This is a genomic window from Streptomyces sp. ITFR-16, from assembly GCF_031844705.1.
GTDB lineage: Bacteria > Actinomycetota > Actinomycetes > Streptomycetales > Streptomycetaceae > Streptomyces.
The window spans coordinates 7,865,293-7,880,749 of sequence record NZ_CP134609.1 but is presented as its reverse complement, the minus strand read 5'-3'; the positions used below and the strand labels follow the sequence as shown (position 1 = coordinate 7,880,749).

General features: G+C 66.0%; 16 protein-coding genes and 2 pseudogenes. 10 read left to right on the top strand and 8 right to left on the bottom strand.

All coding sequences use genetic code 11. The features are described from left to right. Positions 1-29: 29 nt before the first annotated feature. The 3 genes from RLT58_RS34900 to RLT58_RS34890 form a co-directional block, all read right to left on the bottom strand. Complete coding sequence (locus RLT58_RS34900) at positions 30-275, bottom strand: hypothetical protein (protein ID WP_311314359.1); 246 nt, start codon at positions 273-275, stop codon at positions 30-32. A 546-nt stretch (positions 276-821) separates the two neighbouring features. Further along, positions 822-1,621, bottom strand: a protein-coding gene (locus RLT58_RS34895) for an IS5 family transposase (protein WP_311314358.1) whose coding sequence is annotated in 2 segments (ribosomal slippage) — positions 822-1,310 and positions 1,313-1,621 — 798 coding nt in all. Because the reading frame shifts where the segments join, the coding sequence is not laid out codon by codon here. 633 nt (positions 1,622-2,254) lie between these two features. Further along, positions 2,255-3,541: a hypothetical protein gene (locus RLT58_RS34890; protein ID WP_311314357.1), complete on the bottom strand. Its 1,287-nt coding sequence runs from the start codon at positions 3,539-3,541 to the stop codon at positions 2,255-2,257. Between the two features lie 508 nt (positions 3,542-4,049). Between RLT58_RS34890 and RLT58_RS34885 the strand changes: the two genes are divergently transcribed. The 5 genes and pseudogenes from RLT58_RS34885 to RLT58_RS34865 all read left to right on the top strand — a co-directional run bounded on the left by RLT58_RS34885 (position 4,050) and on the right by RLT58_RS34865 (position 7,455). Further along, positions 4,050-4,349 (top strand): transposase, encoded by a 300-nt coding sequence (locus tag RLT58_RS34885; RefSeq protein WP_311314356.1) that lies wholly within the window; start codon positions 4,050-4,052, stop codon positions 4,347-4,349. Further along, positions 4,346-5,233, top strand: a complete 888-nt coding sequence (locus tag RLT58_RS34880; RefSeq protein ID WP_311314355.1) for an IS3 family transposase — start codon at positions 4,346-4,348, stop codon at positions 5,231-5,233. Before RLT58_RS34885 ends, RLT58_RS34880 begins: the two co-directional genes overlap by 4 nt. A 33-nt stretch (positions 5,234-5,266) precedes the next feature. Next, positions 5,267-6,124: pseudogene (locus RLT58_RS34875) on the top strand (DUF6192 family protein); the annotation flags it as partial. Between the two features lie 2 nt (positions 6,125-6,126). After that, on the top strand, positions 6,127-6,546 hold the full coding sequence (locus tag RLT58_RS34870; protein ID WP_031031886.1) for a hypothetical protein: 420 nt from the start codon (positions 6,127-6,129) through the stop codon (positions 6,544-6,546). 66 nt (positions 6,547-6,612) lie between these two features. Continuing rightward, positions 6,613-7,455, top strand: a complete 843-nt coding sequence (locus RLT58_RS34865) for an IS5 family transposase (protein ID WP_037772147.1) — start codon at positions 6,613-6,615, stop codon at positions 7,453-7,455. 50 nt (positions 7,456-7,505) lie between these two features. Here RLT58_RS34865 and RLT58_RS34860 read toward each other — a convergent pair whose 3' ends face one another. Continuing rightward, complete coding sequence (locus RLT58_RS34860; RefSeq protein ID WP_031031882.1) at positions 7,506-7,724, bottom strand: hypothetical protein; 219 nt, start codon at positions 7,722-7,724, stop codon at positions 7,506-7,508. Positions 7,725-7,809: 85 nt separating this feature from the next. Between RLT58_RS34860 and RLT58_RS34855 the strand changes: the two genes are divergently transcribed. From RLT58_RS34855 to RLT58_RS34840, 4 genes and pseudogenes are all read left to right on the top strand, one after another. Next, complete coding sequence (locus tag RLT58_RS34855) at positions 7,810-8,523, top strand: zinc-binding dehydrogenase (RefSeq protein WP_311314354.1); 714 nt, start codon at positions 7,810-7,812, stop codon at positions 8,521-8,523. Positions 8,524-8,591: 68 nt separating this feature from the next. After that, positions 8,592-8,945, top strand: a pseudogene (locus RLT58_RS34850) (hypothetical protein); the annotation flags it as partial. A 74-nt stretch (positions 8,946-9,019) separates the two neighbouring features. Next, on the top strand, positions 9,020-9,217 hold the full coding sequence (locus RLT58_RS34845; RefSeq protein ID WP_311314758.1) for a hypothetical protein: 198 nt from the start codon (positions 9,020-9,022) through the stop codon (positions 9,215-9,217). Between the two features lie 286 nt (positions 9,218-9,503). After that, a complete protein-coding gene (locus RLT58_RS34840) occupies positions 9,504-10,724 on the top strand; it encodes a low temperature requirement protein A (protein ID WP_311314748.1) in 1,221 nt (406 codons plus the stop codon). 504 nt (positions 10,725-11,228) lie between these two features. Here the strand turns inward: RLT58_RS34840 and RLT58_RS34835 are convergent. Further along, positions 11,229-11,417: a hypothetical protein gene (locus RLT58_RS34835; protein WP_311314353.1), complete on the bottom strand. Its 189-nt coding sequence runs from the start codon at positions 11,415-11,417 to the stop codon at positions 11,229-11,231. A gap of 247 nt (positions 11,418-11,664) precedes the next feature. Here RLT58_RS34835 and RLT58_RS34830 point away from each other — a divergent pair, with 247 nt between their 5' ends. Further along, positions 11,665-12,867, top strand: a complete 1,203-nt coding sequence (locus RLT58_RS34830; RefSeq protein WP_311314352.1) for an IS110 family RNA-guided transposase — start codon at positions 11,665-11,667, stop codon at positions 12,865-12,867. Between the two features lie 179 nt (positions 12,868-13,046). Here the strand turns inward: RLT58_RS34830 and RLT58_RS34825 are convergent, their stop codons facing one another. The 3 genes from RLT58_RS34825 to RLT58_RS34815 form a co-directional block, all read right to left on the bottom strand. Beyond that, complete coding sequence (locus RLT58_RS34825; RefSeq protein ID WP_311314351.1) at positions 13,047-13,475, bottom strand: hypothetical protein; 429 nt, start codon at positions 13,473-13,475, stop codon at positions 13,047-13,049. 240 nt (positions 13,476-13,715) lie between these two features. Next, the gene (locus RLT58_RS34820) at positions 13,716-14,489 is read right to left on the bottom strand and encodes a transposase (protein ID WP_311314350.1); all 774 of its coding nucleotides are present in this window, start codon (positions 14,487-14,489) and stop codon (positions 13,716-13,718) included. 29 nt (positions 14,490-14,518) lie between these two features. Next, positions 14,519-15,022: a hypothetical protein gene (locus tag RLT58_RS34815; RefSeq protein ID WP_311314349.1), complete on the bottom strand. Its 504-nt coding sequence runs from the start codon at positions 15,020-15,022 to the stop codon at positions 14,519-14,521. Between the last annotated feature and the right edge of the window lie 435 nt (positions 15,023-15,457).

Genomic DNA, 15,457 nt, shown 5'->3' with positions numbered 1-15,457 from the left:
CGCTACTCCACTTCCGTCCTGGCCCTGAATTAGCCGGCGATGGCCAGCTGGGGGCTGGTCTTCGTAAGGGTCCCAATCCCGCCATGGGCCACAACGTTTCCGCTGTAGACCCAGCCGAGAGTCCCTGCGAAGTTCACCTCGTACCACAGGTTTCCGTACTTATTGATGCAATACCCGCCGTTCATGCGCGCATAGTCGTCCGGCTCCATCCACGCGTAGATCGGCTCCGTGTTGTACCAGCCCCGACGCACAGGAGCGTCCTTCTTCGCGATCACATAGCCACTCGCTGTCGAACCGCAAGTTACGGCGGCCGCCGCAGACGCGGGCGCGGCTACGACAGTGTCTGCCGCTGCGAACTGAGCTGTTCCAAGAAGCAACCCCAACCCGATTGCTAGAGCGGCCATACCCCGAATGATGCGTGTCAACTGCTTCCCCTCCCACTACTTTTGGACCTACCTCGAAGACGCCCAGGAACTGGATGCATGTGCCAGAAGCACTTCCAAGCCTGGGTGCCGACCGCAATATACGAACGCAAATTTCGGAGTGGTAGGCATTTCTCCTAAGGCTGGCCGAAAAACATTGAAAAGCGGAAGCATCAAAAGGACAAATATTCCCCACCATGGCTTTCCAGATTCACCCAAGCGGAACCCGGTCAAGATAATTCCATCCCAGCCGGATTGGCGGGATTTGATCCCCCGCGAACTCAGACCAGTGTTGCTACTACCGACCACAGGGATAGGCCAGTGCCACCAAATCAGCAGTACAATTTATGTCACTGAGAGTTATTCCATAACTACACTTCGCTAGAGCTCGTAACACGATCATGACCGGGCCTTCTTGAGGCGTCGGTAGCAGATGAGGCTGCAGGCGAGGGAGACGAAGGCGTCGTGGAGTTCGGTGCGGCGTTCCCAGCGCACAGCGACGCGTTTGAAGTGGTGGAGCAGGGCGAAGGTCTGCTCGACGACGTAGCGGAGCTTGCCGATGCCCTTGATGTTGGGTGATCCCTTGCGGGAGATGACCGGCAGGATTCGTCGGCGACGGAGCTCGTCGCGGTTGGGGTTGGAGTCGTAGCCTTTGTCGCCGAGCAGGGCCTCCGGTCGTCGGCGGGGCCGGCCGGGGCGGCCTGCGACGGGTGGAATGCCGTCGACCAGTGCGAGGGTCTGAGTGACGTCGTTGACGTTGGCCGCGGTCGTGATGACCTTGAGCGGGGTACCGCGTCCGTCGCGGATCAGGTGGTGCTCGCTGCCCGTCTTCCGCCGGTCGACCGGCGACGGACCGGTGTCGGCGCCCCCTTTTTCGCGCGGATGTGGGAACCGTCCACACACGCACGCGACCAGTCGAGTTCGCCGGCCGCGTTCAGCTCGGAGAGCGGGACCCGACGCAACTGGTCGAAGACTCCCGCTTCCTGCCACCGCTCCAGCCGGCGCCAGCACGTCTGCCCCGAGCCGAAACCCAGCTCCAGCGGCAGCAGTTGCCAGGCTATGTCGTTGTACAGGATGCCCTGGAGGCAGAGCCGGTCCGACACCGGCCTCGGCCCCGGAGACCGCTCCGGCCACGGCGGCAGCAACGGCTCGACCAGAGCCCACAACTCATCGTCCACGATCCACGGTCGGGTACCCACACCCTCACGAACGGCCGAATCATCACACCGGTAACGGCCTACCAGCACGATTCAGCAAGATCGTGTTACGAGCTCATAGACCTTTCGAGGATCAGGTATGCCTCTCACGCACGTACCCAATCGCCATCAAGCCTATTCCAACCACGCACGCATAGTAGGAACCCAAAGGCCACGCAAGTCCCAGAAGAATGACTCCAGACCCCCAGGCCCGCGGGCGCTGCACACCGTAGCGGAACCACCGACCAGGCACTCGACCGGTAATGACCGCATATATTCCCACAACCCACACAACGATCACAGCCGCGATAAGCAGGAAGAGCATTGCGATTAGAACGAGCACCCCAAAATCCTTCGACTCATCCCCGCGAGGGAATACAAATAGCGCTGGCACCTACCGCTCGCCGGGAGATCAATTCCCTCGAATCCCCTCAAGCGATACACGCACCTACCCCCCGTATCCATGATGAGGGATAACCGTCCGGAACGTTATTTCTATATTGTACGGCCTAGCCGCACCGCCGAACGCGACAATCCCCTCATTATCCAACCATCGCTGCACGAACTTTTCCCGCGCAGTTCCGTACCCCACCACAGGACGCGCGAAGGAAGAAATTGTCATGTTATTCCTGACAGTCATCCTGACCTGCAGACCTTGCGGGCTCGCCCGCAGAACCTCGTAATCAGTCGTATAGGAACCCAGCCCCACAGTCGCCCTGCGAGGAAATTGAGTTTCGTTCCTGCGGCGCTGGTGATTCGTACGGCGATGTTCTGGCCGGCGATGCTGTAGTAGCGGGTGCCGGTAATGGTCTTGCTGGCGCCCTTTGTGGTGAGGCGGACTTCGGTCGTGCCGAGGTAGAGGACGGTGTCACCGTCTCCTGCGGCGCGGCGGATGAGCAGTTCGCCATCGGCGTCGTAGAGGTAGCTGGTGTTGAGGGCGGGCTTGGTGCCTGCGGGGGGTTCGGTCGTGGAGGCCAACTTGCCTTCGGAATTCCAGGTCAGGGACTGGGCGGCCTGGGTTCCGGGGCGTGTTTCGGTGTTGCCGGACTTGTCGTAAGTGTAGGTGGCGGGGTGGTCGCCGGTGGTGCTGGTGAGGGGGTGGGGCTGGCCGGTGGTGGTGCCGTAGTTGTAGTTGGTGGTGGGGTTGCCTGTGCTTGTGTGGTTGGTTTCGGTTTTGCGCTGGCCGGCGGTGTTGTAGGTGTAGCTGGTCCAGTAGGGGGCTGCGCCGTCGAGGTTGGCTGTGGTTCGGCCGGTGGTGGCGCAGTCGGCGGTTTTGGGTGTCCAGGCTTCGCTGAGGCGGAGGTAGCTGTCGTAGGCGAAGCACTGGTAGTCGGGCTTGCTGGTGTTGCCGAGGTTGGTGTTGTCGAAGATAGAGGTGACGTTGCCCGCCTGATCTTGGGTGAAGTCCAGCTCTTGAAGCATGTAGGGGTGGGTCTGGTCGGTGACGTGGGATTGAGTCAGGCGGCCGGTCCCTGCTTCATACGCGTTCGTGATGCTGACGGTGTTGGTGTCAGTGACGCCGAGCCTCAGTTGCCAGAGCTGTCCGAGCTGTGAATAGGCAACGTTCTGGACGTAGTAGCTGGTGCCGGAGAGCTGTTCGGCCAGACCGAAGGCGTTGTAGTGGGTCTGCACACTTTCCTTGGGCAGACCGGCAGCGGCGGGGTCCGTCGTAGTGCTGAGGGTGCCGTCAAGACGGTAGACGGTCTCGAAGTCCAGGGAGGAGGTGACGGCACCCGACGTCACCAGCGGGTCATCGTCGGGCAGGGTGAGCCGGCTGCCGGTGGGGCGACCGACTTTGTCGTAGGCGGTGACCTGCTTCGTGTACGCCTTGCCCGTGGCGCCGCTGCCGCCGACGTACCGGGTGGAGGCATCGGGCTTGCCCTTGAGGACGGAGTCGAAGCTCCAGTGGGCAAGCTTGTTCACGTCGGTGCGGGAGGTCTGCCACTGGTCCGTCTTGCGGCCAAGCTCGTCGTAGCTGTACAGGAGAGTGTTCTTGTTGGCGTCGGTGGTCGTGTCGATCTGGTCGAGGACCGTGTAGCTGGTGTTGTTGGTGCCCTTGTCGGGGTCGGTGGTGCTGGTCTGGCGACCGAAGAGGTCGTAGGTGTAGGACCACTGGGCGGAGTCAAGTCCAGTGATCAGTTTCTGCTTGCCATCCGGCGTGTACTGGGTTTTGACGCTGGTGTAGCTGGTCCCAGTGGTGGCGCCGTAGGCGGTGTCGGCGGGGGTGGTGCCCGCATAGGTGCGGGTCTCGGTGGTGCGGCCGAGGGCGTCGGTGATGGTGCGCGGGAGGCGTTTCCGCCGTCGGGTGCGGTGATGGCGGTGGAGTCACCGGTGTAGCTGGTAGTGGTGGTCCACTTCTGGTGTGAAGCTTCCCCTTGATCGTGGACACCTGGAGACTGGGATCTTGAGGTTCCAGAGGAAGTAGCACCAGGTGGGAAGCAAGTACACGAAGCGGTACACCGCGGTGTTCAAGAGGGACGCCATTGCGCTCGTCGACTCCACGGGCAGGACGGTCACCGCCGTCGCCCGGGAGCTCGGCGTCAGCTCGGAGTCCCTGCGCGGCTGGTACCGCCAGGCCAAGGCCGACCGTGGCGAGGGCGCCCCCGGCGAGCTCACGACCGCCGAGCGCGAGGAGCTCAAGCGCCTGCGCCGGCAGAACGCCGAACAGGCCAAGACGATCGAGGTCCTGCGAAAAGCCGCGGTCTTCTTCGCGAAGGAGAGCGATCGGTGAACGACACGTACGCGTTCATCGAAGCGGAGAAGACCACCCACGGCGTCGCCTTCCTCTGCCGCCTGCTCAAGGTGGCCCGCTCCTCGTTCTACGCCTGGCTCGCCGCGGCGAAGCCCCGGGCCGCCCGCCGGGCCGCCGACCAGGTCCTCGTGCACGAGATCACCGTGATCCACATCGGGTCGCGCCAGACCTATGGCGTCCCGCGCGTCCATGGCGAACTGCGGCGTCTGGGACGGCGGGTGAACCGCAAGCGGGTCGCCCGCCTGATGCGCGAACACGGCATCCAGGGCGTCACCCGCCGCAGGCGCCGTTCGCTGACCAGGCCGGACAAGAAGGCCAGGCCGGCCCCGGACCTGATCGGCCGCGACTTCCACGCCGAGACACCCGGCACGAAACTGGTCGGCGACATCACCGCCCTGCCGACCGCCGAGGGCTGGCTCTACCTCGCCTGCTGGCTCGACCTGGCCACCCGCGAGATCGTCGGCTACTCGATGGCAGACCACCACCGCGCCGATCTCGTCGTCGATGCACTCGACATGGCCCACGGCCGCGGTGGACTGCAACCCGGCTGCGTGATCCACAGCGACCGCGGCAGCGAATACACCTCCACCCGATTCCGGTACCGAATAAGGGATTTGGGCCTTCGGCAAAGCTGCGGACGGACCGGATCTTGCTTCGACAACGCCGCCGCGGAGAGTTTCTGGGCCCTGCTCAAAGAAGAGATCGGCACCCGCGTCTGGCCCGACCGGGCCACCGCCCGTGCCGACGTCTTCGACTTCATCGAAACGTTCTACAACCGCCGCCGACTGCGCAGACACAAGGTCTTCGGCTACCTCACCCCGGCCGAGACCCGCCAACGACACCGACACACCCTCGCGGCATAACCATCGAGTGTCCAAGATCACGGGGAAGCTTCAGTCAGGCCCCGCGGCGGCACCCCGGACACCGAGTGGACGGTCCGGGAGTCGCTGGTCCGCCTGGCCGACGACATCGGCCTGACGTTCAACACGGTGAAGAACGCGAGGTGGATCGCGTCGCGCTGGCCCAAGGAACACCGCCAGGGGGACGTGTCGTTCACGATCCACCGCATCCTGGGCCGGATCGAGAACGACCAGGAGAGGTGGGCCGCGATCAAGAACCCTCCCGAGGGGAAGGCCCGGTGGACGGCGGACGACGCCAAGCGGCGGGTCGGCTGGACGGTCGACAGCCCGGAGACCCCGCAGGAGCGGATCACCGCGATTCACCACCTGGCCCAGGATGAGGAGGTCGCCGCGACGGTGACCACCGATTTCCTCAGGCGCCCGCAGGTCGCGGCCAAAGTCTCCACGGAGAACAAGGTCCGGGTGGTGGAGGAATTCACCCGCGACGAGGGCGTCGCCACTACGGCCGCGACCAGCCTGTTGCGCAGGCCGGACGTCGCGTTCAAGGCGATGAGCGACGACACCGCCCGCTTCCAGGTCAACTCTGCCCAGGCCGAGCGCAGCCGGCAAGCCCACGGCCACTTCGAGCGCACGAACCCCGTCGCCCCGGCGGTCCGCAACATCGACCGGACGGTGGAGTTCCTTGACCTGGTGACCGCCTTCCACGCGTTCGTCGCGGCGGCCGGCCGCACCGTTCCAGGCCTGCGCGACCGGCAGCTGTCGGAGGACGAACGCACCATCGTCCACCAGAACGTTGCGAAGGTGAAAGCGACCCTGGACTGGATCGAGACGGCGGTCGACACCGGCAAGGTCGACATGGATGACGAGCTCGCGGCCATCCTTCGGGGCGAGTAGTCGTGCCCCGCGCCTCCCGGCGCAAAGGGGACGCGGCCAGACGGCACGCGGACACGGTCCGCTTCGTCCTGTTCGAGGCCCGGCCGGCCGGGCTGGAGTTCCACCAGCTCGTTCGTGCCAGTGCCCTGTCCCCGCACCAGGTCCGGTCCGGCCTGGCCGCGCTGAAGGACGAGGCCGCGTCGAAGGGGTGGCCGCCGCTGATCTGGAACCGCGTCGACGGCTATCAGCTCGGCGCGGAGCGGGCCGCCCTGGAAGCCTACGAACGGCAGGTCGTCTCCGAGAAGCTGACCCAGTTCCGCCGCTTCATCACTGGCACCGTCGCCCCGCACGCGGCCGCCCACCCGAACGACAAGTGGGTGCGGCACATCGTCGCCCAGCTCAACTCCATCGAGTCCACCCTCGACCTCATCGCCTCGGCCTGACCCTTCCCTGCGGGGGCCGACCGGCGAAGCCGGTCGGCCCCCGCCGCAGGTCACCAGGGAAGAACCATGCGTGAACGCCGCTATCCCTCGGACATGACAGATCACGAGTGGGCGCTGATCGAACCGCTCCTTCCGCTGCCCGCGAGTGAGACACCGCTGGGAGGCCGGCCGGAGAAGCACCCCCGCCGGGAGATCGTCGACGCGATCCGCTACGTCGTCGACACCGGCTGCAAATGGAGGGCCCTACCTGCGGACTTCCCGCCCTGGAGAACCGTTTGGGGGTTCATGGCCCGCTGGGCGGCGGCCGGGGTCATCGGCCAGATCCGTGACGCACTCGCGGGGCGGATCCGCCGGGAGATGGGCAGAGGCCCCAGAGCCGTCGCCACGATCATCGACTCCCAGTCGGTCAAGGCGGCCTCGACCGTCGGGAAGGACAGCCGCGGCTACGACGCGGGCAAAAAGATCAACGGACGCAAACGGCACATGGTGGTCGACACCAAGGGCCTGCCGCTGATGGTCATGGTCACCCCCGCGGACCTCCACGACTCCGCCGCCGCGAAGGAAGTCCTCTTCCGCCTCCGTCTCACCCATCCCGAAATCACGCTCGTCTGGGCCGACCGCGCTTACGCGGGCAAGCTCGTGACCTGGGCTAAGAAGTATCTGAACCTCACGATCAAGACGATCTCCCGGCCCAAGGACACCACCGGATTCGTCGTCCTTCCCCGCCGCTGGGTCGTCGAACGATCACTCGCCTGGATGATGAACGCCCGCCGCCATGCCCGCGACTACGAGCGGCTCATCCAGCACTCGGAAACGCTCATCACCTGGGCCGCCATCACCCTCATGACCAGACGCCTGGCCACGATCATGGGACGTCGTCACTCAGCAGGGCCTGCGGCCGGCGTCTGACGCGCCGGTGGGGCCGGCCACCGGCCGACCCCACCGGAACCAGCGGCCGGTCAGTCCTTCTCGTACTGCGCGAGTGCGAGTCCGAGGCCGAAGAACGTCGGCGCCCACTCACCCACGAAAATCCCCCACCGGTCAGCACGGTCCGTCCCCGCTGCCTCTCCCTTGACCGAAGCCGTCCACGACAGGAACGACAGCCCGATCGAGACCACAGCAGCCGTATAGGCGTGATCACTACGCAAACCCGCCTCGTGCAACTTCTTGATGATCATGACCAAACTCCTCTGACGGAGATCTGCAGACACTGCCACCGTCACCCCCGCCCGGCATAACCGCTCACTCCGCACCACCAAACGGGTGACCCCAAAGGCAGCGCTCACAGCCCTCGCCTTTGAAAACAGCTTCTCAGCGCAGGGCGGCCACGCGGAGTACATCGCCATCACGGCCGGGGGAACGGTGCTGCTGCCCGACGGCTTGTCCTACGAGGACGCGGCTCCGATGATGTGCGCCGGGTACACCACGTGGAGCGGTCTGCGGGACGCTTCCCCGCAGCCGCACGAGAAGGTCGCTGTCGTGGGCATCGGCGGGCTGGGGCACGTGGCCCTGCAGCTGGCCAAGGCATCCGGATTCGAGACCATCGCGATCACGCACTCCCCGGACAAGCACGAACTGGCTGCCCGGCTCGGTGCCGACCACGTCGTCGCCAATGGCGAGGAGCTGCGGGATCTGGGCGGGACGGACGTCCTGCTGATCACCACCAACGCCTTCGACGCAGCGGAAGGAGCGATGACCGGCCTGCGCCCCGACGGCCGTGTCGTCCTGAGCGGTCTGGACTTCACCCGGCCGTTCTCCATCTCCTCCGAGGGCGTGCCGTTCCACATGATGCGCCAGCAGGTCATCGGCTCCACCCACGGTGGCCAGCACTACCTGTCCGAGGTCCTTGACCTCGCCGCCAAGGGCAAGGTCAAGCCGATCACGGAGACCTTCCCGCTCGATCGGGCCACCGACGCCTATGACCGGCTCTCCTCGGGCAGGATGCGCTTCCGCGGCGTACTCACCCCGCACGCCTGATCCGCGCAAGCCCGCTCCGGGCGCGCCCGCCACCGTTCAGGCTCGGAGACCTCGCGGTCGGCGCGGCCGTGACGTACGGACTGGGCACCAGTGGGCAGACCTGCGGGGCGGCGTCCCGCAGGTCTGCCCACTGGTGCCGCGCGAACGCCTCGGTCAATTCCTCGACGCGTTCACCGCACGCATCGACCAGTTCAAGGCCGACGACCCGCAGGCCGAAGACACGTTCATGGGACCCGTCCTCTCGGCCAGCCGGTGAGCGCCGTCCAGAGCTACATCCGCCAGGGCATCGGCCAGGGGGCCGGCTCGTCTCCGGTGGCCTGGGCAGGCCCGACCTGCCCGCCGCCCTCCAGGACGGCCACTTCGTCAGAGCCACCGTCTTCACCGATGTCATCAACAGCATGAACATCGCCCGCGAGGAGATCTTCGGACCTGTCCTGTCCGTCATCACCCACGACACGGTCGACGAGGCACTGCGCACCGCCAAGCCTGTGCGGGTATGTCACCAGCACCCACCCGGGACGAGCCCGCACCGTCGCCGAGCAGATACGCACCGGCCGTACTCATCAACAACGCCGACTTCGACTTCAACACCTCCTGGGGCGGCTACAAGCAGTCCGGCAACGGCCGCAGGTGGGCCGCCTTTGGCAGCAGCGAATACCCGGAAACCAAGTCCATCGTCTGCGTGATCGCCTGATCCGGCCATCCACATGCCACAGCCGCGGTACACGGCTCGGCCGTCCGGGGAAACGCGACCTGACGGGGCCGGGGTCGTCCCACGGCACACGTCGGCCGAGACGGGCATCCTCCAAAGGCCCGCCGCCGTCCCTCCTCGGCACACCCAACGAACGGGATTTTCGATGACTGAGAAAAACGCCAGGCGCAGCCCGTCGGCGAGTTCATCCCGCACCACCGGCACCACCGGCACCACCGGCACCACCGGCACCACCGGCAAGGGCAGGCTCGCACACCGGCTCTTGCCGATGACCGGACGCGACTCCAAGGAGTCCCACCGGGTCGCCACACCGTTGGAGCTCTTGTTCGATCTGACGTTCGTCGTCGCTGTCGGCACGGCCAACTCCCGCTTCGCTGAACTGCTCGGCGAGGGGCACTCCTCACAGGCCGTCTTTGCGTTCCTCCTCGCCATGTTCGCGATCAGCATCGCGTGGATCAGCTTCACCTGGTTCGCCTCCGCCTTCGGCACGGACGACTGGCTCTACCGGGCTCTGACGATGGTCCAGATGATCGGCGTCGTCGTGTTCGCGCTCGGCATCCCCGCGCTGTTCCACTCCGTCGACGAGGGCGACCACCTGGAGCTGCGGGTGATGGTCCTCGGATACATCGTGATGCGCATCGCGATGGTGCTCCAGTGGTGGCGTGTCTCCCGGGAATCCCCCTCCTTTCGCAAGGCAGGCAGAGCGAACATCCTCTGGATCCTGATTGCCCAGGTCTGCTGGGTGGTCGTGGGGTTCGCGCATCTGCCGCTCCTGGTCGTCATCATCTCCGTCGTCGTGATCGGCACCCTGGAGCTGCTCCTGCCGAGGTTCGCGCAGGGAGGGGCCGGCGACACGCCCTGGCATCCTCACCACATCGCCGAGCGCTACAGCCTGTTCACGATCATCGTGCTCGGCGAGAGCGTGGTCGGCACCGTAGCTTCCTCGGGCGATCTCCTCGGCGGCGCGGACGGGGCACAGTGGACCGGCAACGCCGCTGCCGTCGTCATCGCCGGTGTCGGACTGACCTTCGGAATGTGGTGGGTCTACTTCGCCACACCGTTCGGCGACATCCTCGCCCACCGCCGCAGGCGCGGATACCTCTTCGGCTACGGCCACATCCCCGTCTTCATCAGCATCGCGGGGGTCGGAGCGGGGCTCCACGTGGCCGGACTGCACCTGGAACACCACGCGCATCTCGGCGGGACCGCCGTCGTACTGTCCCTGGCCCTGCCGGCCGCGCTCTACCTGCTCATGGTCTACCTGCTCCACACCCTGCTCTTGTCGGCGACGGACCGGTTCCACCTTCTGCTGATCTCACTCACCCTCGTCGTGCTGGCTGCTGCGGTACTCCTGTCAGCCGCGGGGGTCTCCGTCGCGGTGTGCCTGCTCGTGGTCATGCTCGCCCCCTTCATCACCGTGATCGGCTACGAGACCATCGGCTACCACCACCAGCAACAGATGCTCGGCGAACTGCGCACTCGAGACTGACCAAACGGCATCCGTCACCAGAGCGGCATCCGGCCGGGAGAAGAGTGCTACTCGTCAGGGAGTTCGGCGCGGACACGGCGCGGCGACTGGAAGCCGTACCGGTCCAGGCCAGCGGGCCGTTTGGCGAGCCCTGGCCGCCGTCGACCCAGATGGTCGACCGGGAGGGCTGGCTTCCGGCGGGGAGGGCAGCGACGGCAGTGCCCGTGGTGGTGGCGTCCTACGGCGTCGAGGAACGGCTGCACCGCGACCAAGCACTGTCGCCGGTACGCCACAGGCCATCAAGGCGCTGGAGCAGCCCTTCTACCCCAAGGCCAAGCCAAAGGCGGCCGCCTACTCGCGACGAGGTCGAAGGTATCCTGTTCCGCATCCTGGCCCCCGCCCCCTGCCGGCGGAAGCGGACCCGATCGGCTGCGTGGTGCAACAGCGTACGAGCTGACTACGTACGGGCCGCATGGTAGCGGCGTCGGGGGGCTGCGGGCGGCCATCAAGGATGGCTCCGGGTGGTCAGCGGCTGGAGTCGGTGCTGGCGGAGGCGAGCTGGCCCAAGAAGTCGTGGATGCCCTCGCCGACCGGGGTCGGCACGATGATCACAGTCAACTTCTCGTCGTTCCGGCTGCGAGCCTCCGTACGGCGACGAAGCCGGAGGAAGACGATCACGGCGAGCAGTACCCTCAGATTGATCGTCAGCTTCAACGCCCGCCCCCCCCATTACCTTTTTGGTGGTCCCGCAATGGGGCTCCCGGCCTTCGGGCCCGGCATGACTTCCCCCCCTTGTTAACCATGATCCGGGGGGTGGTGTCACCGGGCCCGGAGGCACTGACTGACCGCTGATTAGGGGCATGACCACCGACTCTTCGCAGGTCGGGAGGCTCTTCGTAATGTGGATGTGGCGATCGGTGCCGTGGGCGAGGCCGGGCGGAAGCACGACCGGAGGACGCACGTGATCGAGACCGGCGACATCGACGTCTATCTCGGCCTGGACGTCGGCAAGGGCGAACACCACGCCACCGCCGTGACCCCGGCCGGGAAGAAGGCGTTCGACAAGCGCCTGCCCAACACCGAACCGAAGCTCCGCGAGCTGTTCGCGAAACTCCAGGCCAAGCACGGGACGGTGCTGGTCGTGGTCGACCAGCCGGCCTCGATCGGAGCTCTGCCGCTGGCGGTCGCCCGGGACATGGGCTGCCCCGTCGCCTACCTGCCCGGCCTGACGATGCGGCGGATCGCCGACCTCTACCCCGGCGAGGCCAAGACCGACGCGAGGGACGCGTTCATCATCGCGGACGCCGCCCGCGCGATGCCTCACACCTTGCGCTCGGTCGACCTCGAAGACGAGACGATCGCCGAACTGGAGATGATCGTCGGCTTCGACGGCGACCTGACCGGTGAGGCCACCCGCGTCGCGAACCGGCTCCACGGCCTGCTGACCCAGATCCACCCGTCCCTGGAACGGGTCCTGGGCCCGCGACTGCAGCACCCGGCCGTCCTGACCCTGCTGGAACGGTTCGGGTCACCGGCCCAGATCCGCAAGGCAGGCCGCCGGCGGCTGATCACGCTGCTGCGGCCGAAGGCACCCCGCATGGCCGAGCGCCTGGTCGAGGACATATTCACCGCGCTGGACGAGCAGACCGTGGTGGTCCCCGGCACCGACGCGGCCGCGCTGATCGTCCCGAGCCTGGCCGCCTCGCTCGCCGCCGTCCTCGACCAGCGCAAGCTCCTCGCCGGCCGGATCGAGGAACTGCTGGAGTCCCACCCTCTTTCCCAGGTCCTGATCTCGATGCCGGGCATCGGGATCAGGACCGGAGCCAGGATCCTCATCGAGGTCGGCGACGGCAGCAGTTTCCCCTCCGCAGCCCACCTCGCCGCCTACGCCGGACTCGCCCCGGCGACCCGCAACTCAGGCTCCTCGATCCGAGGCGAACAACCCTCCCGCAGAGGGAACAAGCAGCTCAAACGGGCCTTCTTCCTGTCCGCGTTCGCCGCCCTGGGAGACCCGGCATCCCGGGCCTACTACGACAAGAAGATCGGCCAGGGCAAACACCACACCCAAGCCCTCCTCTGCCTCGCAAGACGACGAGCCGACGTCCTCTTCGCGATGCTCCGCGACGGCACCTTCTATCAGCCCCAACACGCCCAACCAGCTTGACCAAACCCATAGGGGCACCCCCCGGATCACGCTCGGCCTCGTCCCGACCCCCTTGTCCACCCATGGCCCGGCCCCCGCGCCGGGCCATGATCGTTCTCAGCGCCAGCTGTTATACCGACGTCCCCCGAGGGCGTACGAGCTCTTTCACACATTCGAGTCTCCACTAAAACCGGGGCGGTTCACTTCCCGTAGTCGATGGCATCGGTCGGCAAAAACGACCGCCATTCCTGCGGGAATCCATCGTCGAAATCCGCCAGCTCCGAGAATGAAATCACCCCCGACCACCAGCCGTCTCCCCCGCGCTCTGGCATCCCATATCTCGTCAAAGGAACGTCTACTGGCCAGTCATGCGGATAGGGCCAGACGGTAAACAACACACGTCCGTCACCCTGGAATATTAGTTCGGTCAGAAGTACACCACGATAGGTCGCGGACGGCTCGATGCGCTTGTATCCAGGCGTCCCTGCGGGGATCTCCCACTGAGCCGGCTCGGCTGCCGGATCAACCGCCCTCAGAACCCAGTTCCGATTATTCGACTCAGACCTTCCAAAAACGCGGTAAATTACCCCATCGATGAGGTAGTAATTTCCTCTACTCAGCCTATTCACGATGTCCTTCCGCGGATGAGTCACGGATCCCTCACTGCCCCAGGGCCCTTACCCGCAAGATTGCCATGATAGTCGGGTGGATGATCACCCAATCGCGGGAGACGATGACAGGCACGTCGACATCTGCCGCGCTCCCTCTGACCGCAGTGGCGAGTACATTGATGCCGTCCTCCTCGATCGCGTTAGAGGTTGTCCCGTAAATGATCTATGGCGTGCTGGTTGACCAGCATGGGTTCCTGGTCAGCCGGCGAGGGTGAGGTTGTGAAGGCGGGCGATGCCGAGCATGGCGTGGTGGACGCCGTCGCCTTTGAGGCGGCAGTCGCGGAGGATCTTCCAGCTCTTCATGTGGGCGAAGGTGTGCTCGACGCGGGCCCGGACCTTGCGGTGGGAGGCGTTGTGGTCCTCCTTCCAGGCCGGCAGTTCCTCGTTTCTGTGGCGGCGATAGTGCGGGATGGTGAGGCCGGTGCCGCGGTAGCCGCCGTCGGCGATCACCGTGGGGGTGGTGCCGACGGCGGCCTTCGCTCCGGAGTCCTGCCAGGCCAGGCAGTCGTCGCGGTTGCCGGGCAGAGGCTTGCCGACGGCGACCACGAGGCGGGTGTCGGCGTCGATGACGACCTGGTGGTTGGTGGAGTAGCGGCAGTTCTTGCTGGAGGCGGCCACGGTCCGGTCCCGGGTGGGGACCAGGGTGCCGTCCACGATCAGCACGGTGGTCTTGCGGAACCGTCGTCGGGGCTGAGGGGCGAGAGCTGGTCCGAGGTGGCCGGCGATCCGGTCGGCCGCAGACTTGGATATGCCGAACAGCGGAGCGATCTGGCGCAGGGTGAGGTTGGTGCGCCAGTACGCGGCCACCAGCAGCACCCGGTCCTCCAACGGCAGCGACCACAGCCGGCCCTTGCGGACCGGATCGGCTCCCTCACGCCGCAACGCGGTGATCAACTTGCTGAACTGCCGGGGGCTCAGCCCGGTGAACGGGCCTATCCAGGAGGGCTCCGACGCCGTGATCACACCAGCCACGACAAGATCATCTCATCCCTGAACAGCAGTTACGGGACAACCTCTAGGGCGTAGTAGTACTCCAGCCTTCGAGCGCCCTCGCTGCCACCGTAGTGGTGCGCCGCCTCGATGCGCGAGGCGGCCTTCTCCTCGTACGCCGCCCATACCGCGGCGAGCAGCAGTACGGCCCCGAGGAGGACATGGGATTCGGCGAGGAGCGCACACGCGCCGAACAGGGTGAGTCGTCCAGCCACCAGGCCGCCGACGGTGGAGACGAGTCTGCCGGGCCGGCCCCACGCACCGCGGAACGTCTCGCGGCCGACGCTGATCAGGTCAACGGCCTCCGGCTCCTCCAGATGGGCAGTCCCGGTCGGGGTCATAACCGCCCGCATCAGATCGCGTTGCAGCAGAGCGTCAATGCGGTCACCCAGGGCGCCGGCTGCGGCGGAAGGCAGGGCGGCCGCGATCCACAGCAACAGGAGGATCAGCCCGGTCAGAGCCGCCAAGCCGAGTGCCTGCCGGCCGGGCGGCGAGTCGAGTCCTTGGGCGGCCACGTCGGGAACTGTCTCGACCAAGGCCCCGACCGCGGAGATCAGGGCCAGCGGAACCACCGCGGCGAGCAAGACCGTGCCGAAAGCGACCACGCTGGGACCGCGGCCCGCCCGCCAGGTGACCTGGGCAAACCGCCCGTAGTCACCGGTATGTACCCACGGCTGCCGGTCCGGCCTTGCCAGACGACGGCGTCTGCTCCACCTTGCCACTCCAGGACTCCCATCGATCGGCGGGACTGCGGGGAAGCGGCTCATCATCCTTATCACCGTGCGGAGTTGCAAGGACGTCCAAAAGCGAGACGTCGGTCGATGCGGCCGTTCACACGACCGGCTTGGAATTGCAGAGGGTCGATGCAAGAGTTTCGTACCGTCAGATCGCAGAGCGACAGAAAATTTGAGGCATCCCGTGCTCGTCGTAGTCGACGGAATCCATTCAGC

Excerpts from the sequence above, each read along its gene's own strand:
- RLT58_RS34865 (WP_037772147.1), top strand. The coding sequence starts at position 6,613 with ATGCGTGAACGCCGCTATCCCTCGGACATGACAGATCACGAGTGGGCG.
- RLT58_RS34860 (WP_031031882.1), bottom strand. The coding sequence starts at position 7,724 with ATGATCATCAAGAAGTTGCACGAGGCGGGTTTGCGTAGTGATCACGCC.
- RLT58_RS34845 (WP_311314758.1), top strand. The coding sequence starts at position 9,020 with ATGTCACCAGCACCCACCCGGGACGAGCCCGCACCGTCGCCGAGCAGA.
- RLT58_RS34840 (WP_311314748.1), top strand. The coding sequence starts at position 9,504 with ATGACCGGACGCGACTCCAAGGAGTCCCACCGGGTCGCCACACCGTTG.